The organism is Acidithiobacillus ferridurans, assembly GCF_003966655.1.
GTDB classification, from domain to species: Bacteria; Pseudomonadota; Gammaproteobacteria; order Acidithiobacillales; family Acidithiobacillaceae; genus Acidithiobacillus; species Acidithiobacillus ferridurans.
The window spans coordinates 574,796-593,396 of the sequence record NZ_AP018795.1; the positions used below are offsets into that span (position 1 = coordinate 574,796).

The window sequence follows — 18,601 nt, forward strand, 5'->3', positions numbered from 1 at the left end:
TTGCCTCCTAAGTACCGGTCGCAGTGACGGCCCGCGTCGCCGTGCTCACCGAGCAGGCCGTATAGGCTGCACCCAATATCGCCGTCTCAGCATATCCCATAGGCACCCAGACGGTACCCATCGGAATCCCGGCATCCACTACCAGAGGCAGGCAGACCTTGCCGCCGGGGGTGCTGATTTCCACGAAATCCCCCTGCAGGGCCAGCGCCCTGACCTGATCCGGATGCATTTTCACCACAGCGGGCTGGGTGAGGGGTATGGCACGTCGCACCAGCGGGTCGCCCCGGAAAAGAGGCCAATCACCCAGACGGCGCAATCCGTCGTCTGCATACGGGGACACCGGAACTGGTTCCAAGACCGGGAAGGTACGGAAAGGCGGCACATCCAGGGCATACTCGCCGATTTCACGCTGCCACATGGCCGTTACTTCACTCAGTTCATTGAACTGGAATCCTGGCAGATTAAGGCCATCACCGAGTACACGCAGTATCTTCCAGGCAGGACGTGCCTCCTCCGGCGTTTTTACCGCGGCGCGGAAGGTTTGCAGACGTCCTTCGTTGTTGATGAACGATCCAGCCCCCTCGGCAAAGGCCGCCATGGGCAGAATCACATCGGCATACTGTTTCGCCTCGCCCGCAAACTGCGCGATGCTCAGCACAAACTCCGCATTTTGCAACGCCGCCAGTGCGGCCGCGCCGCGCATCGCGTCCACACCCGGCTCTGTACCCAAGAGTATGAAGCCCCGCATATCCGCATCCCAAAACGCATCCGCAGGCAACCCTATCGTCTGCGCCCGATGTCCCCCCGGCAGACGGTGCGGTACACAACCACTCAGCCAGGCGCCGGCGCTATTGGCGTCTTGCGCCAGCCAACCCACCCGCGCGCCCGCCAACCCGGCAAGAGACTCGATCTGTGCGATCATCGCCGCCGCCTGCGGGTGATGCAGCAAGGCACTGCCAATGAGGATCAGGGGGTTATCTGCCGCCAGCAGGTCACTCGCCACACCCGCCAGAGACTCCATGCCGCCGGTTTTCCCGGCGTGACCGGACAACTCGCTGCAGAGCGCCGCATAAAGGGCCAGGTCGGCGCCTGCTTCGGCCACCAGTTGGGTGACGGGATAGTTGAAATCCTGACGCAGGCTGTCGATGGCAATCACCTTGCCACCTTGCAACACCGACTTGCGCAAACGATGGTTGGTCAGCGGCTGCTGTTGCCGCGGAAAGGCATGGCAGAGCAATATCAGCGGCTCGCGCTCCAGATCTTCCAGAGCCATGTTCAGCGCCGGATAGACCGGCATTGCGGCATCCGCGCGGAAATCCTGCTGACGCAAGCGATGGTCCACGTGAGGGCTGCCCATGCCGCGCAGCAAGGCCTGGAAAAGGAACAGTTCTTCATTGCCGGACTGCGCCGAAATGAGTCCGGCCAGCCGTTCCGCACCATGCCGGGCAATCACCTGCTCCAGACCCGACAAGGCGACATCCAATGCTTCCGCCCACGAGGCCTCACGCCATACGCCGTCGACACGCAGCAAAGGCCGCGTCACGCGGTCCTCCGCTTGTAGGCCGGTATAGGCATAACGCCCCTTGTCACAAATCCACTCTTCATTCACCGCCTGATTGGCACGCGGCAGAACCCGCAACACTTCGCGGCCCAGGCTCTGCACGTCGGTATTACAGCCCGTCGAACAGTGCGGGCAAAGCCCGGGCGTGTGCTTCAGTTCCCAGGAACGGGCCTTGAAACGAAAAGGCTTGCTGGTCAATGCGCCTACCGGACAGAGATCAATCATGTTGCCGGATAATTCAGACTGCACAGCCTTGGCGACGTAGGTGCCAATAGCCATATGTTCACCACGCCCCGTCGCTCCCAGTTCCATGATTCCGCCGATTTCCTGACCGAAGCGCACGCAGCGGGTGCACTGGATGCAGCGCGTCATTTCCGTGGCAATGAGCGGCCCGATGTTCGGGTCCTGCACGACCCGTTTCTCTTCGGCGTACTGGCTGTGCGGATTGGCATAGCCCATGGTGATGTCCTGCAGAGGACATTCGCCACCCTGATCACAGATGGGGCAATCCAGGGGATGATTGATGAGCAGAAACTCCAGCACACCCTGCTGCGCCATCTTCGCCTTGCGCGACGCTGTGGCGACCTTCATACCGTCTGCGACAGGCGTCGCGCAGGCCGGCAACGGCTTGGGGGCCTTTTCCACATCTACCAGACACATGCGGCAATTGGCCGCTACCGACAGCTTGGGGTGATAACAAAAGAAGGGAATATAGATCCCCAAAGCCTGGGCTGCCTCCATGATGGTGGTCCCTGGGACGACCTCGATGGACTGTCCGTCGATCTCGATATGCGGCATCAGGCAGCCCCCCCATTCACCAAACAGTGTTTATGCCGAATGTGGTATTCATATTCTTCACGAAACAGATGCACAGAGCTGACCACGGGCGCCACACCACCATCCGCCAGGGCACAGATGGTGCGGCCCTCAATGCGTGATCCCACATCCAGCAGTAGTTGCAGGTCCTCTTCGCGGCCCTGACCATTTTCGAGGCGATGCATCACCCGCCACAACCACCCCATGCCCTCCCGGCACGGGGTACATTGGCCGCAGGACTCGTGCATGTAAAAACGGGCGATACGTTCCACCACCTTGACAATACAAACACTATCGTCGATGACGATGACCGATCCTGCCCCAAGGGCGGATCCGGACTTGGCGATGGAGTCATAATCCATGGTGACCGCCATCATGGCCTCGCCACCCACCATGGGAGTACTGGTGCCGCCGGGAATCACCGCCTTGAGTTGACGCCCCGGCCGCAGCCCTCCGGCCATTTCCAGGAGTTCTTTGAAAGGGGTACCCATGGGAACTTCGTAGTTACCCGGCCGCTGCACGTGGCCGGTCACCGAAAAGATCTTGGTGCCGCCATTGTTGGGTTTTCCCAGATTGAGGAACCACTCGCCGCCCTTGGCGATGATGCTCGGCACCGAAGCAAAGGTTTCCACATTGTTGATGGTGGTGGGCTGACCATAGAGACCATAGCTGGCGGGAAATGGCGGCTTGAAACGTGGCTGCCCTTTCTTCCCCTCCAACGCCTCCATCAACGCCGTTTCCTCACCGCAAATATACGCACCCGCCCCCCGATGCACGTACAGATCGAAGGAGAAATCGGTGCCCAGGATATTCTGCCCCAGATACCCCTTTGCGTAGGCCTCTTCCAGCGCTCTCTCCACAATGTGGATCGGCTCCACGAACTCGCCGCGGATAAAAATATATCCGGTACTCGCCCCCATGGCGTAGGCACCGATAATCATGCCCTCGATCAGGCGATGGGGTTCATAACGCATGATGTCCCGGTCCTTGCAGGTACCTGGTTCACCCTCGTCGGCATTGCAGAGCAGGTATTTGGTACCGGTCACGCCCTTGGGCATGAAACTCCACTTCAGCCCGGTAGGGAAACCGGCGCCCCCCGGCCACGCAGTGCGGATTTTTTTACCTCGCTGATAATCTGATCCGGCGCCATGGAGTCCAGCAGCACCCTGCGCAGAGCATCGTAGCCGCCAGTCCCCGCATACACCGAAAGGCGGTGGGAGTCAGGCAACCCACGGTTCTGCAACGTAACGCCGTTAACGAACATCGTCGGAGTCCCCCCGTAATTTCGCCAGCAAGGCATCCAGACTTTCCTGCGTCAGATTCTCGTAATAGTGATCACCGACCTGCAGCATCGGTGCGTCTTTACAGGCACCCAGACATTCCACTTCCTGGAGGGTGAAGAGACCGTCCGCGGTCGTCTCACCAGGGCTCACACCCAGGCGCTCGCGCAGGTGTTGAAGTACCGCGTCGGATCCATTCAGAAAGCAGGAGACGCTACCACAGACGCAGAGTTTGTGCCGCCCCACCGGCTGGAGTTCGTACATGCTGTAAAAAGTTGCCGCTTCATAGACCTGAATCGCCGGGATGTCGAGCAGACCGGCGATATGCTCCATCACCGCGTCACTCAGATAGCCGTGCTCCTCCTGGGCGATGCGCAGTGCCGCCAACAGGACGGAACGCGCCTGATCCGCCGGATATTTAGCCCGCTCACGAGCAATTTCTGCCAGAGACTTTTCCGATAACATGGCTTACCTGTCGATCTCGCCGAAAACAATGTCCATGGTGGATAAAATAGCCACCACGTCCGCGATCATATGTCCCCGAGCCATCTCGTCCATAGCGGCGAGATGCGGGAATCCGGGTGCCCGGATTTTCATCCGGTAGGGTTTGTTGGCACCATCCGAAATCATATAAATGCCAAACTCCCCCTTGGGAGCCTCCACCGCGGCATAGACTTCACCCGCAGGAACCGCCATGCCCTCGGAGAAAAGCTTGAAGTGATGAATCAGCGCCTCCATGCTGGTTTTCATCGTTTCGCGGGACGGCGCGGCAATCTTGAAATCATCGGTAATCACCGGGCCGGGATTCTTGCGCAGCCAATCCACACACTGGACAATGATCCGGTTGCTCTGCCGCATCTCTGCGACGCGGACCAGATAGCGATCATAACAGTCCCCGGTTTTACCCACCGGAATATCAAAATCCAGATCGGCATACGCTGCGTAGGGTTGGGTACGCCGTAGATCCCAAGCCACACCGGAAGAGCGCAGCATGGGGCCAGTGAAGCCCAGTTGGATGGCCCGTTCCGGCCCCACCACACCGATACCCACAGTGCGCTGCTTCCAGATCCGGTTGTCCGTCAGCAGGGTTTCATACTCGTCCACGTAGGTAGGGAACCGGCGCGCGAAGTCCTCTATGAAATCCAGCATGCTGCCCTGCCGGTTGGCATTGAGCTCTTGCAGGCGCTGGGCATCACGGTAAGGAGACGGCTGGTACTGTGGCATCTGTGCAGGTAGGTCGCGGTACACCCCCCCCGGGCGATAGTAGGCGGCATGCATGCGCGCGCCGGATACCGCTTCATAGACATCCATGAGGTCTTCCCGCTCGCGGAAGCAGTAAAGAAAGACGCTCATGGCACCGACGTCCAGGGCATAGGCACCCAACCAGAGCAGATGATTGAGAATGCGGGTAATCTCGTCGAACAGGGTACGGATATACTGGGCACGAACCGGCACTTCGACGCCGAGCAGTTTCTCCACCGCTAGACAGTACGCGTGTTCGTTGCACAGCATCGACACATAATCGAGCCGATCCATATAAGGCAGGTTCTGCAGATAGGTCTTGTTTTCCGCCAACTTCTCGGTAGCCCTGTGCAGCAGACCGATGTGGGGATCGGCGCGCTCGATCACTTCACCGTCCAGTTCCAGTACCAGACGCAGCACACCGTGGGCAGACGGATGCTGCGGCCCGAAGTTCATGGTGAAGTTATTGATTTCGGGCATTGTAGCGACCCTCCCCTGCTTCACGGATGATACGTGGTACCACCACGCGCTCCTCGGTGCGCGTCGGCTCGTAGACCACCCGGCCCTGGTCCGCGTCGTAACGCATTTCCACCGTACCGACCAGGGGAAAATCCTTACGGAATGGATGGCCGACAAAGCCGTAGTCCGTAAGGATGCGCCGCAAATCGGGGTGACCGTCAAAAAGAACCCCGTAAAGATCAAAGGCCTCACGCTCAAACCAGTTGGCGGCTGCCCAGACCTCCACTACGGATGGCACGATGGGCAGATCGTCATCGGCAAAAATACGTACCCGCAGGCGCTGGCGGTGCTTCAGGGAGAGCAGATGATAGACCACCGCAAAGCGCGGCCCCTCCCAGAGCCCTTCGCCATAGGCGGAGTAGTCCACTCCGCAGACATCTACCAGCAAGTCAAAGGCGCAGGCCGCATCATCCCGAAGCAGGAGACATGCCGCAGAAAAGCCCTCACGGGACAACTCCACGGTCAGTTCGCCGCGATCCAGGCGCGCGGTTCGCAGTGTCGCGCCCAGTTCATCGCTGAGATGCTGGAGCAGATTTTCGAGTGCGTCAGTCATGGCTCACCTGGCAATGGTATTGGTGCGGCGGATTTTTTTCTGCAACTGGATCAGGCCGAAAAGCAAGGCCTCAGCAGTAGGCGGACAACCCGGTACATAGATATCTATCGGCACGATGCGGTCACAGCCCCGCACGACGCTGTAGGAATAGTGATAATAACCGCCGCCGTTGGCACAGGAACCCATGGAGACCACCCAGCGCGGCTCCGGCATCTGGTCATAGACCTTGCGCAAGGCCGGGGCCATCTTGTTGACCAACGTCCCCGCAACGATCATCACGTCGGACTGGCGCGGACTGGGACGGAAGACGATACCGAAACGATCCAGGTCGTAACGCGCGGCCCCGGCGTGCATCATCTCCACTGCACAGCAGGCGAGGCCGAACGTCATGGGCCAGAGGGAACCGGTACGGCCCCAGTTGACTACCGTGTCGATGGTCGTGGTGACGAAACCCTTTTCAAGAAGGCCCTCTATTCCCATTCCAGCGCCCCCTTCTTCCATTCATAAATGAAACCGACCACGAGAATGGCGAGGAATAGCATCATGGCCAGAAAACCCGTCATCCCGATCTGGTCAAAGACCACCGCCCAGGGGAAGAGGAAGGCAATTTCCAGATCAAAGAGGATGAAAAGAATGGCAACGAGATAGTAGCGCACGTCGAATTTCATGCGCGCATCTTCAAAGGCCTCGAACCCGCATTCATACGGCGAGAGCTTTTCGCTGTCCGGCCTGTGTGGCCCCAGCGAAGAACCCATCAGCAGCGAGGTTACGCCAACCACCAATGCGACGAGCAGAAATATGAGCACTGGCAAATAGTGGTTCAACATCTCCAACCCCTCCACCCGATACGGGCCCCGGAAAACACATCCAAAGCCGCTGATAAATTATTTTTTTAGTAGATAAATCATATCTCTGGATGATATCAGAGATAAAAAAACAGCCCGTAGGGCTGCAATTTGGTGCCGAAGACCGGACTCGAACCGGTATAGCTTGCGCCGCCGCCCCCTCAAGACGGTGTGTCTACCAATTTCACCACTTCGGCCTGATAACTATTAAAACTCTCTCATGATGCGCTGGCGACGTCAAGGCTTGACGGGGGTCTTTTCTGCGACGACAGAAGAAGCCGCACTGGTCACCGGGCCCGCTGCGCTTGCTACCGACTGCGCCGGAGCAGCAACGATGGGAGCTACGGGCGCCGACGTCGTCACCGGCGCCTTGCTGGGCAGAGCGATGCCGGAAAAAACACTGCTGCCGGAGTGATCGGAAAGATAGGCCAATCCAAGGCTGTTCAAAAAAAACAGCGCGCCGATCACGGCCGTAGTATGGCTCAGAAAATTCCCCGCACCACGCGCTCCGAAAATCGTCTGAGAGCCACCGCCCCCGAAGACCGCGCCAATATCGGCACCCTGCCCCTTCTGAATCAGGACAAGGCCCACCAGAACAAGACAAATAATGATCTGGAACACCAGCAACACCGTGTACATCGACTCAGCCTCCTCGCCCTGCCGACTCGGCAGCATGACAAATTTGGATAAACTCACCCGCCTGCAGGGACGCGCCACCCACCAGGGCCCCGTCGATGTCCGCCTGGTCAAAAAGCGCGGCGGCGTTGTTGCCTTTCACACTTCCGCCATAAAGCAGCAACAGACGCCTGGCAAGCTGCGCCGAATACGCGGCTGCCAACTCGCGGATGAACACATGAACCGCCTGTGCCTGTTCAGGGCTGGCGCTCAGACCTGTGCCAATGGCCCAAACAGGTTCATAGGCAATGATCAGGTTGGGTTGGCTCGCCTCAAGATTCAGCAGGGGCAGCACGGCTTCGAGTTGGCGGCGTAATACCGCATCTGTGAGACCCTGCGCACGCTCCGCCTCTGTCTCACCCACGCAAACCACGGGAATGAGACCTGACAGCAATGCTGCTTTAATCTTCTGGACGATCTGTGCGTCGCTCTCCGCAAAAATCTGCCGCCGCTCGGAATGCCCGATCAGCACATAACGGCACCCCATATCACGGAGCATGGCCCCGGATATTTCTCCGGTATAGGCGCCGCTGGCTTCCCAGAAAAGGTTTTGCCCCCCCAGCGCAAGGCGCTGCTTTTGGCCTCCTGGGACACTGCGTGGAGCAGGGTAAAAGGCGGGAAAATCACCACCTCCGGGCGCATCGGCTCTAGCCCTGCATGAAGAATGGCCTGGGTGAGATGCACGGCATCCCCACTCAGGCCGTTCATCTTCCAATTTCCTGCTACCATAGTGGGACGCACGGCGGTTCTTCCTTATGATCAGCGTCTGCGACAACCTCACCGTCCCCTGGGGGTGGCCGACAGCCCAGTAATGTAGGCGCCAGTGTAAAGATTCAGCTTCGAATGGTCAATTTCGTGGTCTTGGGACGGCACCGGCAAGAGCCAGCTTGGTTAAACCACTGGTCAGCGCTGCGGCTACATCCGCCGCCATATCAGCGGATGCTGCCTCGACCATGATCCGTAATACCGGTTCCGTACCGGATGGCCGCACCAGCAGGCGCCCGCTTCCTCCCAGACGATCCTCCGCATCCGCAATGAGTTGGTGTGCCGATGACTGATCGAGCAGCGTTTGTGCCCCAGCCATGCGCACACTTTTCAGCACCTGGGGGAAAGCGCTATAGCCTTCCCGCAGGGCTGCCAGCGCCACACCGCTGCGGCGCAGAATGGCCAGTATCCGCAGCGCGGCAAGGATGCCATCGCCGGTAGTGTTCGCGGGTGTGATGATGTGCCCCGACGACTCCCCACCCAGCGGGTAGCCATGGCGGCGCATGGCTTCCAGTACGTAACGGTCACCTACGGGCGTGCGCAGCATGGGCACACCACAGCCGGCCAGCGCCTGCTCCAGGGCCAGGTTGCTCATGACCGTACCCACCACGCCGGAGAGCCCACCGTTCTGGCACATATTTCGCGCCAGCAGCCAAAGAATTTCGTCACCGTCGAGCAACTCACCCCGATCGTCCACCAGAAGCAGGCGATCACCGTCACCATCAAACGCAATGCCCATATCGGCGCCGGTGCGTAGCACCGCAGCACGCAGCGCTTCAGGGTGAGTGGAACCCACCTGATCATTGATATTGATGCCGTTGGGCTCCGCTCCCAGCAAGTCCAGTGTGGCTCCCAACTCCCCGAAAATCATGGGCGCTACTTTGTAGTTGGCGCCATGCGCACAGTCCAGCACCAGACGTATTCCGCGCAGATCGAGGTCGGCGGGAAAGGTGGTTTTACAGAACTCCACATAACGGCCCGCCGCATCATCCACCCGCCGGGCCTTGCCCAGCCGTTCCGAGGCCGAGAGCGCCATCGGCCGGTCCATCCATGCTTCGATGGCCTCCTCCTGGGCATCCGGCAACTTGTAACCGTCTCCGGAGAAGAATTTTATGCCGTTGTCCTGATAAGGGTTGTGCGAGGCGCTGATCACAATACCGGCATCCGCGCGCAGGGTACGGGTCAGATAGGCGATGGCCGGCGTCGGTAAGGGGCCGACCAGTAGAACATCGACGCCTGCCGCCGCCAACCCGGACTCCAGGGCAGACTCCAGCATGTATCCGGACAGACGGGTATCCTTGCCGATAACTACCCGGGGCCGACCTGGCGCGTCGGCGGTGAGTACGTGCCCCGCAGCCCAGCCCAGGCGGAGTACCCATTCCGGGTGAATAACAGAATCACCGACCTGACCACGTACTCCGTCGGTCCCAAACCATTTTCTGGCCATCGTTTGCCTAACTCCACATAGGAACAGCGGTCTTCAAATCAAGCCAATCCGCGCCAGACCCGCAATGCCTGCACCGTTTCTGCGACGTCGTGGACGCGTACGATACTGGCGCCGCGCGACACGGCCCAAAGTGCCGCGGCAACACTGCCCGCCACACGCTCAGAAGCCGATTCTACGCCAGAAAGCTCACCGATCATGCGTTTGCGGGAAAGACCGACAAGCAGCGGCGCCTCTAGGGACGCAAGGTCATCCAGATGGCGCAGCAAAGTACGATTTGCTTGCAGATCCTTGGCAAAACCAAAGCCGGGATCTACCAGCAGATGGTGCCGGGGAATGCCTGCGGCGACACACTGTGCTACACGCTCGAACAGGAAATCCTTCACCTCTGCCACGACATCGCGGTAACGGGTGTTCTCCTGCATATTCTGCGGGGTACCCCGCATGTGCATCAGACAGACGGGAATACCCAACCCTGCGATGGTCTCCAGCGCCAGCGGATCAGTACGCAACGCGGTCACGTCATTCATGAGCCCTGCGCCCAGAGACCAGGCTGCACGCATGACAGCGGCTTTGCTGGTGTCAATGGAAATGGGCAGCGGCACCTCCGCCGCCACCGCCTCCAGCACCGGCAGAAGTCGCCGCAGCTCTTCCTCCTGCGTCACCGCCGGCGCCCCAGGGCGGGTGGATTCCGCCCCGATATCGATGATATCGGCACCCTCCTCCCACATCCGTTGGGCGCGCCCGAGGGCGGCATCCACAGACAGATAGGTACCGCCATCCGAAAAGGAATCAGGAGTGATATTGAGCACTCCCATAACACAAGGGCGCCCAAGAACCAGGGGGCGCCCGTTGCAATCCAGCGTCAGGGTCAAACCGGATGTTCGCCGGGGTTGAGGCCGGGCAACGACTGCCCGCCGGATTTGTCGGCCGTTGTGACATTGCCGTCGGGGATGGAAGGATAGCTTCCCGTTCCCCCTTCCACCGGCGGCTGCGGATCATGCCCCGCCATGATAGCGCTCACCTGTTTTGCGTCCAATGTCTCATACTTCAGCAGGGCCTTGGCCATGGCCTCAACCTTGTCGCGATTTTCTTCGATCAGCTTACGGGCAATACCGTAGCGCTCCTGAATAATATCGCGCACCTCTCCGTCCACGGTCCTCGCCGTCTGCTCGGAGATATTGCTGTGCTTGGTCATTTCCCGACCAATGAATACCTCTTCCTCTTTTTCACCAATGACCATCGGCCCGATGCCGGACATACCCCACTGGGTCACCATGCGCCGCGCCAGGTCGGTGGCACGCTCGATGTCATTACCTGCGCCGGTCGTCATCTGGTTGAGAAATACTTCTTCGGCGATGCGTCCACCCATGAGAATGGAGATATTGTTGAGAATTTCCTGACGCTCGTAGTTGAAGCGATCCTCCGTCGGCAACTGCATGGTGAGCCCCAAGGCCCGACCACGCGGGATAATGGTGACTTTATGCACGGGGTCCGTGCCCGGAAGCAGCTTGGCCACCACGGCATGACCGGACTCATGATAGGCCGTGGTCTCACGCTGTTTGTCGCTCATCACCACCGACTTGCGTTCGGCGCCCATCATGACCTTGTCCTTGGCATCTTCAAAGTCAATCATGTCCACCAGACGCTTGCTTCTACGAGCGGCCATCAGCGCCGCCTCATTGACCAGGTTGGCCAGATCGGCGCCGGAGAAGCCAGGGGTACCGCGGGCAATGACCTTGGCGTCCACGTCGGGGGCAACCGGTACCTTGCGCATGTGTACCTGCAGAATCTGCTCGCGTCCGCGAATGTCAGGCAACGGGACGGTGACCTGCCGATCGAAGCGGCCGGGCCGCAACAACGCCGGATCCAGCACATCCGGACGGTTGGTAGCCGCGACGACAATGATGCCCTCGGTGCCCTCGAACCCATCCATTTCCACCAGCAACTGATTCAGGGTCTGCTCGCGTTCATCATTACCGCCACCCAGGCCAGCGCCACGCTGACGACCCACTGCGTCGATTTCGTCAATGAAGATAATGCAGGGGGCATGCTTTTTAGCCTGCTCAAACATGTCGCGAACCCGCGACGCGCCTACGCCGACAAACATTTCCACGAAGTCGGACCCGGAAATGGAGAAGAACGGTACCCGCGCCTCTCCGGCGATGGCACGCGCCAGCAGGGTCTTACCGGAACCCGGCGAACCCATGAGCAGCACACCCTTGGGAATACGCCCGCCGAGGCGCTGAAACTTCTGCGGATCGCGCAGGAATTCAACAATCTCGGCCAGTTCGTCCTTGGCTTCTTCAACACCTGCCACATCGGCAAAAGTGACCTTGTTGTTTTCCTCGGTCAGCATCCGCGCCTTGCTGCGGCCAAAGGTCATCGCGCCGCGACCACCGGCGCCACCACCGCCCATCTGGCGCATGAAGAATATCCACACGCCGATCAGCAGCAACATCGGGAACCATGAGATGAGAATGGAGAGCAGCAGCGACTGCCCCTCCGGGGGCTTGACCGAGATCTTCACTCCCGCAGCCAACAGTTGGGGAACAATCTGGGTATCGTTTGCCGGGGTGTAGACACTGAAATGCTGCCCAGAATTCAGGCTGCCTTCCACATGATTACCGTTGATGGTGACATCCGCGACCTGACCTTGCTTGATACTACTCACGAAGGTCGAAAAATCCATGGCCTGGGCCGGGGTAGAACTGCTCGTATTGAGGTTCTGGAACACCAGCATCAGGATAACACCGATCGCCACCCACAACAGTACATTTTTTAAGACATTATTCATTAGCTCACCCCCGACCGGGAGAATTTAGACTGATTATAAGACCAATATATCGTCCGATCTTAACCTTCTCAAGACCACCTGACAAGAGCAGCTTCCTCAACCCTGCGTTCCCCCCACCGTCAAATCACGGATTTTCAGCGTCGGCTGTCCAACACCTACCGGTACACTCTGGCCATCCTTACCACAAGTACCCACTCCTGTATCCATCTGGAGGTCGTTGCCGATCATTTCAACCCTGGTGAGCACATCCGGGCCGTTGCCGATCAGGGTCGCGCCCTTGACAGGCCTGGTTATCTTACCGTTCTCGATCAGATATGCTTCCGATGCGGAAAAAACAAATTTGCCATTGGTGATGTCCACCTGACCGCCACCAAAGTTGACGGCGTAGAGTCCGCGTTTGACGCTGGCGATGATTTCCCGAGGATCGCGGTCCCCGGCCCGCATATAGGTATTGGTCATCCGCGGCATCGGCAAGTGTGCGTAAGACTCGCGGCGTCCATTACCGGTCGAACGCGTCCCGGTCAAACGCGCATTCAGGGTGTCCTGCAGATAACCTTTGAGAATGCCATCCTCAATCAGCGTCGTACACTGAGTCGGGGTCCCTTCGTCATCGACATTCAGACTCCCGCGGCGACCATCGAGCGTACCGTCATCCACGACAGTGACACCCGGCGCGGCGACCCGCTGGCCGACCCGACCGCTGAAGGCGCTGGTCCCCTTGCGATTGAAGTCCCCCTCCAGTCCGTGGCCAATGGCCTCGTGCAGCAGCACGCCCGGCCATCCCGGCCCGAGGACCACTTCCATAGTGCCGGCTGGGGCCGCCTCCGCCTCCAGATTGACGAGCGCCTGACGCGCGGCTTCCCGGGCGAAGCCTTCGGCCATGTCGCCCTGAAGAAAGGTCTGATAATCGTAACGGCCGCCGCCACCGGCACTACCCTGCTCACGCCGCCCGCCCTGCTCGGCGATGACGGAGACGTTGAGGCGCACCAAGGGACGCACATCGGCAGCCAGCGTACCGTCGAGACGCGCCACCAGCACCGCCTCGAAGCGGGCAGTGAGGCTGGCCATCACCTGGACAATGCGCGGATCGCAGGCCCGGGCGGCCCGTTCCACCCGTTCCAGCAGGGCGATTTTCTCGCTGTTGGAAATGGAAGCCAGAGGATCGACCGGCGGATATAGTGCCAGCCCCGGACGCTGCTGCCAGACCAGTCCTTTCGTCTGACCCGGACGATGGACAATGGCGCGCGCCGCATCCGCCGCCGTCAACAAGGCATCAACCGCGATTTCGTCAGAATAGGCCAACCCCTGACGCTCACCGCTCACCGCCCGCACGCCCACTCCCTGTTCAATGGAGTGACTGCCCGACTTCACGACCCCTTCTTCCAGGCTAAAGCCCTCGCTGCGGCTGTACTGAAAATACAGATCCGCATCATCCAGGGCGCGATGGGAGAGGCGACCGAACACCTTTTCCAACGCCCCCTCGCAGATTCCGCCAGGTGCAAAAAGGGTAGCGCGGGCAATTTCCAGGGCTGAGGCAGTCATGACGTTCCTTTCTGACAGATTAAGATGGTCAGTATGCGCCCAACCCATGGTTTAGAACAAGTCCAAACCATCTGTTGCGCCTGCTACAGAGCAGGGTTGTCGGCAGCCAGATCCGCACCGCCATCCACCCGCCGACCGGGACAAAATTTCGTCGTGAAATGATACCGCTGGTTCGGTTATCCACATCTTTTGCACCATTTGCGCACCATATTATGCACAAGATGTAGTTGACACTGACAGAAACGAGTCTATATTTAGTATTCAGGTGCCACGCTTTCCGCTATCGCTGCTTGTCCTCACCACCGCCCTGATCTGGAGTCGCCCATGTCTAAACCTACCACCCAGACCGTCATCGGCAACCCTGCCTACGACCCTTCCGAAGCCAGCCGTTACAAAGTCATTCGTCGCAACAACGCGATGGTCAATTTTGACGCCAGCAAGATTCATATCGCCATGACGAAGGCTTTCCTGGCCGTGGAGGGCGGCAGCGGGGCGGCAAGCGCGCGCGTTCGTGACCTCGTCAGCCGCCTGACAGAACAGGTGATCGAAGCACTGAAACGGCGCCAGCCGGGGGGCGGCACCTTTCACATCGAAGACATTCAGGATCAGGTGGAACTGGCGCTCATGCGTGCCGGCGAACACGAAGTCGCCAGGGCCTATGTGCTTTATCGCGAGGAGCGCGCGCGGGAACGCCGCCAGCAAGCTGCGGAGGAAACCCCAGCCGATGTCCCGGTTATTCAGGTCAGCTATCCGAATGGCAGCCGACGGGTTCTGGACATGGTACGATTGCGCGCCGTTATCGAAGAAGCCTGCAGTGGCCTAGGCACCGCCGTGTCGATAGACGCCATTCTCGGCAACACCGTCAAAAATCTCTACGACGGTATCAGTGAGGATGAGCTGTTTCAGGCCCCCATTCTGGCCAGCCGGGTGCTGATCGAGCGCGATCCCGCCTACGCCTACGTCTCGGCACGTCTGCTTCTCGACCGCGTGCGCTGGGAAGTACTCGGTGAAGCCGCGACGCAGGCAGAGATGACCGCACGTTATCCCCAGTATTTCCGCGACTATCTGCAAACCGGCATCCAGAATGAGCTGATCGACCCGCGCCTGGGGCAGTATGATCTGGAACGCATCACCGCCGCGCTCCGGCCGGAGCGGGACCTGGACTTCCAGTATCTGGGCATGCAGATTCTGTATGATCGCTACTTTTTGCATGTACGGGAGCGTCGCATCGAGTTGCCGCAAGCCTTCTGGATGCGGGTGGCCATGGGTCTGGCGATGAATGAAGTCGACCGCGAAACCCACGCCATCGCCTTTTACGAAGTGCTGTCGAGCTTCGACTTCGTCAGTTCGACACCCACCTTATTCAATGCCGGAACCTTGCGCCCGCAGTTGTCCAGTTGCTTCCTGACCACGGTGGGTGACGACCTGGATGACATCTACGAGGCCATCAAAGAAAACGCCATGCTCTCCAAGTTCAGCGGCGGGCTGGGGAACGACTGGACGCCGGTGCGTGCGCTGGGCTCCTTCATCAAAGGCACCAATGGCAAGTCGCAGGGCGTCGTTCCCTTCCTCAAGGTGGTCAACGACACGGCGGTGGCGGTCAATCAGGGCGGCAAGCGCAAAGGCGCGGTCTGCGCCTATCTGGAAACCTGGCACATGGATATCGAGGAATTCCTCGAACTGCGCAAGAATACCGGCGACGACCGCCGCCGCACCCACGATATGAATACCGCCAACTGGATCCCCGATCTCTTCATGGAGCGCGTGGAAAGCAACGCGATGTGGACACTGTTCAGCCCCAATGAAACACCGGATTTGCATGACCTTACCGGGGCGGCGTTCCGGGAGCGCTATGAGCACTATGAGCACATGGCAGATGCGGGCACCATCGGGTTGTTCAAGCGCATACCAGCCGTTCATCTCTGGCGCAAAATGCTGACCATGCTCTTCGAGACCGGCCATCCCTGGATCACCTTCAAGGACCCCTGCAACCTGCGCAGCCCGCAGCAGCACGTCGGAGTAGTGCACAGTTCCAACCTCTGCACCGAAATCACCCTCAATACCAACGCCAAAGAAATTGCCGTCTGTAACCTGGGGTCCGTCAACCTGGTAGCCCATTTGCGGGCAGTGGCGGACGCCGACTCCGGCGCATTGCGCGAGAACAGCGCACCGGAAGAACTGCTCGCCATGATGGATGGGGAAAAGTTGCATCACACCATCCGCGTTGCCATGCGGATGCTGGATAATGTCATCGACATGAACTACTACGCCGTTGCCAAGGCACGTAATAGTAATCTGCGGCACCGGCCGGTGGGCCTGGGGCTGATGGGCTTCTCCGATGCCTTGTTACAGATGCGGATTCCTTACGCTTCGGCAGCAGCCCTCGCCTTTGCCGACATCAGCCAGGAAGTCATTTCCTACCATGCCATCGATGCATCGGCCGATCTGGCCCGGGAACGGGGCAGTTATCAGAGCTTCCCAGGGTCCCTGTGGAGTCAGGGTATCCTGCCCATCGACAGCATCGAACGGCTCGCGGCCAGCCGTGAGCACGGCGTGGACGTGGACCGCAGCCAGCATCTGGACTGGGCAACACTGCGTGGCAAGGTACAGGGCGGCATGCGCAACAGCAATTGCCTGGCCATTGCGCCCACCGCTACCATCTCCAATATTGTCGGTGTCAGCCAGGGTATTGAACCGATTTACCAGAACCTCTATGTCAAATCCAACCTGTCCGGCGAGTTTACGGTGGTGAACAGCTATCTGGTCCACGACCTGAAACGCCTGGAACTCTGGGATGAGGTCATGGTCAATGATTTGAAATACTTCGATGGCTCGGTCATGCCCGTAGACCGCATTCCGGCGAGCATCAAGCCCCTATATGCCAACGCCTTTGAAATCGATCCGGAATGGCTGGTGGAAGCGGCGGCGCGGCGGCAGAAATGGCTGGATCAGGCCCAGAGTCTCAACCTCTATTTCGGCCAGCCTTCCGGCAAAAAAATCGACGAGATCTACCGGCTGGCCTGGAAACGCGGCTTGAAGACCACCTACTACCTGCGTTCACTGAGCGCCACGGCAGCCGAAAAATCGACGGTGCAGACGGGCACCCTCAATGCTGTTGTATCGGGTCAACCCAAAGCCTGTGCGATCGATGATCCGACTTGTGAGGCCTGTCAGTGATACGGGAATTGTTAAAAATAAGGAAAGCATCATGTTAAGTTTTGAAGAAAATCTTCGTAAAGAATCCATTCTCAATGGACCGTTAGCGATGCGTCCGGAGCATGTTGGTGGCATCGAGGAGACTGACATGAACAGTTTTGAACGGGTGCGCGCTGAGGACAAGCGCATCATTAACGGCCACGCCGATGTCAACCAACTGGTGCCCTTCAAATACCAGTGGGCCTGGGACAAATACCTCGCCGCCTGCGCCAACCACTGGATGCCGCAGGAAATTCAGATGTCCAGGGACATCGCCCTGTGGAAAGACCCCAAGGGGCTGACCGAGGACGAGCGGCGTATCGTGAAGCGCAATCTGGGCTTTTTTGTGACGGCGGACAGTCTGGCGGCCAACAACATCGTGCTGGGCACGTATCGTCATATCACCGCCCCGGAATGCCGCCAGTATATGCTGCGCCAAGCCTTTGAAGAGGCCATTCATACCCACGCATATCAGTACATTGTCGAATCCATCGGCCTCGATGAGGGCGAGATATTCAACATGTACCACGAGGTACCCTCGGTACGGAATAAGGATCAGTTTCTGATGCCTTTTATCGACATTCTGGCGGACCCCCATTTCAAAACCGGCACCCTGGAAAATGATCAGAAATTATTACGCTCGCTGATCGTATTTGCGGCGATCATGGAAGGCACCTTTTTCTATGTGGGTTTCAGCCAGATTTTGGCGATGGGCCGGCAGAACAAAATGGTGGGCGCGGCGGAGCAGTATCAATACATCCTGCGCGATGAATCCATGCACTGCAATTTCGGTATCGATATGGCCAACCAGATCAAGGTGGAAAATCCGCAGCTCTGGACAGAGGCTTTCCAGCAGGAAATCATCGACCTGATCCGCCGCGGCGTAGAACTGGAATGTGCTTACGCCGACGATACTATGCCCCGCGGCGTGCTTGGCCTGAATGCACCGGTCTTCAGGGAATACGTCAAATATATCGGCAATCGCCGTCTGGTGCAGCTCGGTTTGCCGCAACAGTATCCGGGCGTACAGAATCCCTTCCCGTGGATGAGCGAAATGATGGATCTCAAGAAAGAGAAGAACTTTTTTGAGACGCGGGTCACCGAGTATCAGACCGGCGGGGCGCTGAGCTGGGAATAAGCGGGTTCGTTCGTTGGGCGACACATAAAGTGAGATCAAATGAGACCAGTCAGCCAAACGTAGGCTGCCTCTTCTTAATGAAGAGGCAGCAAAAGACAAAAACCTCGTCTCGCGCGTAATGCCCAACCATAATTCGAATGTCCACAGTGCAGCGTTTGCAGTCATTCTCGCCCAGCTTTGAAACGTATGCGTTAGAAACATCGATAACTAACTGCATTGCAAACCTAAT

The 18,601-nt window shown here is 58.9% G+C and carries 15 protein-coding genes, 1 tRNA gene and 1 pseudogene; 2 read left to right on the forward strand and 15 right to left on the reverse strand.

Annotated features, from left to right (window positions below; genetic code table 11):
- Window positions 1-7: 7 nt before the first annotated feature.
- The 15 genes and pseudogenes from nuoG to tldD form a co-directional block, all read right to left on the reverse strand.
- Window positions 8-2,359, reverse strand: coding sequence for an NADH-quinone oxidoreductase subunit NuoG (gene nuoG / locus AFERRID_RS02915; RefSeq protein ID WP_113526087.1), 2,352 nt, complete (start codon window positions 2,357-2,359; stop codon window positions 8-10).
- Window positions 2,359-3,435 carry an NADH-quinone oxidoreductase subunit NuoF gene (gene nuoF / locus AFERRID_RS02920; RefSeq protein ID WP_232027734.1) on the reverse strand — a complete coding sequence of 359 codons (1,077 nt, stop codon included), beginning with the start codon at window positions 3,433-3,435 and terminating at the stop codon, window positions 2,359-2,361. The genes nuoG and nuoF overlap by 1 nt, the downstream gene beginning before the upstream one ends.
- A gap of 11 nt (window positions 3,436-3,446) precedes the next feature.
- Complete coding sequence (locus AFERRID_RS15415) at window positions 3,447-3,641, reverse strand: hypothetical protein (protein WP_232027736.1); 195 nt, start codon at window positions 3,639-3,641, stop codon at window positions 3,447-3,449.
- Entirely contained in the window at window positions 3,631-4,122 is a 492-nt protein-coding gene (gene nuoE, locus AFERRID_RS02925; RefSeq protein WP_126604334.1) for an NADH-quinone oxidoreductase subunit NuoE, read from the reverse strand. The genes AFERRID_RS15415 and nuoE overlap by 11 nt, the downstream gene beginning before the upstream one ends.
- 3 nt (window positions 4,123-4,125) lie before the next feature.
- The gene (locus tag AFERRID_RS02930; protein WP_126604335.1) at window positions 4,126-5,379 is read right to left on the reverse strand and encodes an NADH-quinone oxidoreductase subunit D; all 1,254 of its coding nucleotides are present in this window, start codon (window positions 5,377-5,379) and stop codon (window positions 4,126-4,128) included.
- The gene (locus AFERRID_RS02935; protein WP_113526083.1) at window positions 5,363-5,971 is read right to left on the reverse strand and encodes an NADH-quinone oxidoreductase subunit C; all 609 of its coding nucleotides are present in this window, start codon (window positions 5,969-5,971) and stop codon (window positions 5,363-5,365) included. Before AFERRID_RS02935 ends, AFERRID_RS02930 begins: the two co-directional genes overlap by 17 nt.
- 3 nt (window positions 5,972-5,974) lie before the next feature.
- On the reverse strand, window positions 5,975-6,451 hold the full coding sequence (locus AFERRID_RS02940) for a NuoB/complex I 20 kDa subunit family protein (RefSeq protein WP_113526082.1): 477 nt from the start codon (window positions 6,449-6,451) through the stop codon (window positions 5,975-5,977).
- On the reverse strand, window positions 6,442-6,798 hold the full coding sequence (locus tag AFERRID_RS02945) for an NADH-quinone oxidoreductase subunit A (RefSeq protein ID WP_113526081.1): 357 nt from the start codon (window positions 6,796-6,798) through the stop codon (window positions 6,442-6,444). The genes AFERRID_RS02940 and AFERRID_RS02945 overlap by 10 nt, the downstream gene beginning before the upstream one ends.
- Window positions 6,799-6,928: 130 nt before the next feature.
- Window positions 6,929-7,013, reverse strand: a tRNA-Leu gene (locus AFERRID_RS02950).
- 40 nt (window positions 7,014-7,053) lie between these two features.
- Window positions 7,054-7,455 carry a preprotein translocase subunit SecG gene (secG, locus tag AFERRID_RS02955; RefSeq protein ID WP_113526080.1) on the reverse strand — a complete coding sequence of 134 codons (402 nt, stop codon included), beginning with the start codon at window positions 7,453-7,455 and terminating at the stop codon, window positions 7,054-7,056.
- A gap of 4 nt (window positions 7,456-7,459) precedes the next feature.
- Window positions 7,460-8,220 (reverse strand): annotated as a pseudogene (gene tpiA, locus AFERRID_RS02960) (triose-phosphate isomerase).
- Window positions 8,221-8,338: 118 nt separating this feature from the next.
- Entirely contained in the window at window positions 8,339-9,703 is a 1,365-nt protein-coding gene (glmM, locus tag AFERRID_RS02965; protein ID WP_113526078.1) for a phosphoglucosamine mutase, read from the reverse strand.
- Between the two features lie 38 nt (window positions 9,704-9,741).
- Window positions 9,742-10,518 (reverse strand): dihydropteroate synthase, encoded by a 777-nt coding sequence (folP, locus tag AFERRID_RS02970; protein WP_172959320.1) that lies wholly within the window; start codon window positions 10,516-10,518, stop codon window positions 9,742-9,744.
- Between the two features lie 53 nt (window positions 10,519-10,571).
- Window positions 10,572-12,497 carry an ATP-dependent zinc metalloprotease FtsH gene (gene ftsH / locus AFERRID_RS02975; RefSeq protein WP_113526076.1) on the reverse strand — a complete coding sequence of 642 codons (1,926 nt, stop codon included), beginning with the start codon at window positions 12,495-12,497 and terminating at the stop codon, window positions 10,572-10,574.
- A 96-nt stretch (window positions 12,498-12,593) separates the two neighbouring features.
- On the reverse strand, window positions 12,594-14,039 hold the full coding sequence (tldD, locus tag AFERRID_RS02980; protein ID WP_113526075.1) for a metalloprotease TldD: 1,446 nt from the start codon (window positions 14,037-14,039) through the stop codon (window positions 12,594-12,596).
- A gap of 324 nt (window positions 14,040-14,363) precedes the next feature.
- Between tldD and AFERRID_RS02985 the strand changes: the two genes are divergently transcribed.
- Both AFERRID_RS02985 and AFERRID_RS02990 read left to right on the forward strand, forming a co-directional pair.
- The gene (locus AFERRID_RS02985) at window positions 14,364-17,216 is read left to right on the forward strand and encodes a ribonucleoside-diphosphate reductase subunit alpha (protein WP_126604336.1); all 2,853 of its coding nucleotides are present in this window, start codon (window positions 14,364-14,366) and stop codon (window positions 17,214-17,216) included.
- 88 nt (window positions 17,217-17,304) lie between these two features.
- Entirely contained in the window at window positions 17,305-18,372 is a 1,068-nt protein-coding gene (locus AFERRID_RS02990) for a ribonucleotide-diphosphate reductase subunit beta (RefSeq protein WP_225982026.1), read from the forward strand.
- The last annotated feature ends 229 nt before the right edge of the window (window positions 18,373-18,601 follow it).

What these genes read in the sequence shown, in the direction of transcription:
- nuoG (WP_113526087.1), bottom strand. Translation starts at nt 2,359, where the DNA reads ATGCCGCATATCGAGATCGACGGACAGTCCATCGAGGTCGTCCCAGGG.
- nuoF (WP_232027734.1), bottom strand. Translation starts at nt 3,435, where the DNA reads ATGCCCAAGGGCGTGACCGGTACCAAATACCTGCTCTGCAATGCCGAC.
- AFERRID_RS15415 (WP_232027736.1), bottom strand. Translation starts at nt 3,641, where the DNA reads ATGTTCGTTAACGGCGTTACGTTGCAGAACCGTGGGTTGCCTGACTCC.
- nuoE (WP_126604334.1), bottom strand. Translation starts at nt 4,122, where the DNA reads ATGTTATCGGAAAAGTCTCTGGCAGAAATTGCTCGTGAGCGGGCTAAA.
- AFERRID_RS02930 (WP_126604335.1), bottom strand. Translation starts at nt 5,379, where the DNA reads ATGCCCGAAATCAATAACTTCACCATGAACTTCGGGCCGCAGCATCCG.
- AFERRID_RS02935 (WP_113526083.1), bottom strand. Translation starts at nt 5,971, where the DNA reads ATGACTGACGCACTCGAAAATCTGCTCCAGCATCTCAGCGATGAACTG.
- AFERRID_RS02940 (WP_113526082.1), bottom strand. Translation starts at nt 6,451, where the DNA reads ATGGGAATAGAGGGCCTTCTTGAAAAGGGTTTCGTCACCACGACCATC.
- AFERRID_RS02945 (WP_113526081.1), bottom strand. Translation starts at nt 6,798, where the DNA reads ATGTTGAACCACTATTTGCCAGTGCTCATATTTCTGCTCGTCGCATTG.
- secG (WP_113526080.1), bottom strand. Translation starts at nt 7,455, where the DNA reads ATGTACACGGTGTTGCTGGTGTTCCAGATCATTATTTGTCTTGTTCTG.
- glmM (WP_113526078.1), bottom strand. Translation starts at nt 9,703, where the DNA reads ATGGCCAGAAAATGGTTTGGGACCGACGGAGTACGTGGTCAGGTCGGT.
- folP (WP_172959320.1), bottom strand. Translation starts at nt 10,518, where the DNA reads ATGGGAGTGCTCAATATCACTCCTGATTCCTTTTCGGATGGCGGTACC.
- ftsH (WP_113526076.1), bottom strand. Translation starts at nt 12,497, where the DNA reads ATGAATAATGTCTTAAAAAATGTACTGTTGTGGGTGGCGATCGGTGTT.
- tldD (WP_113526075.1), bottom strand. Translation starts at nt 14,039, where the DNA reads ATGACTGCCTCAGCCCTGGAAATTGCCCGCGCTACCCTTTTTGCACCT.
- AFERRID_RS02985 (WP_126604336.1), top strand. Translation starts at nt 14,364, where the DNA reads ATGTCTAAACCTACCACCCAGACCGTCATCGGCAACCCTGCCTACGAC.
- AFERRID_RS02990 (WP_225982026.1), top strand. Translation starts at nt 17,305, where the DNA reads ATGCGTCCGGAGCATGTTGGTGGCATCGAGGAGACTGACATGAACAGT.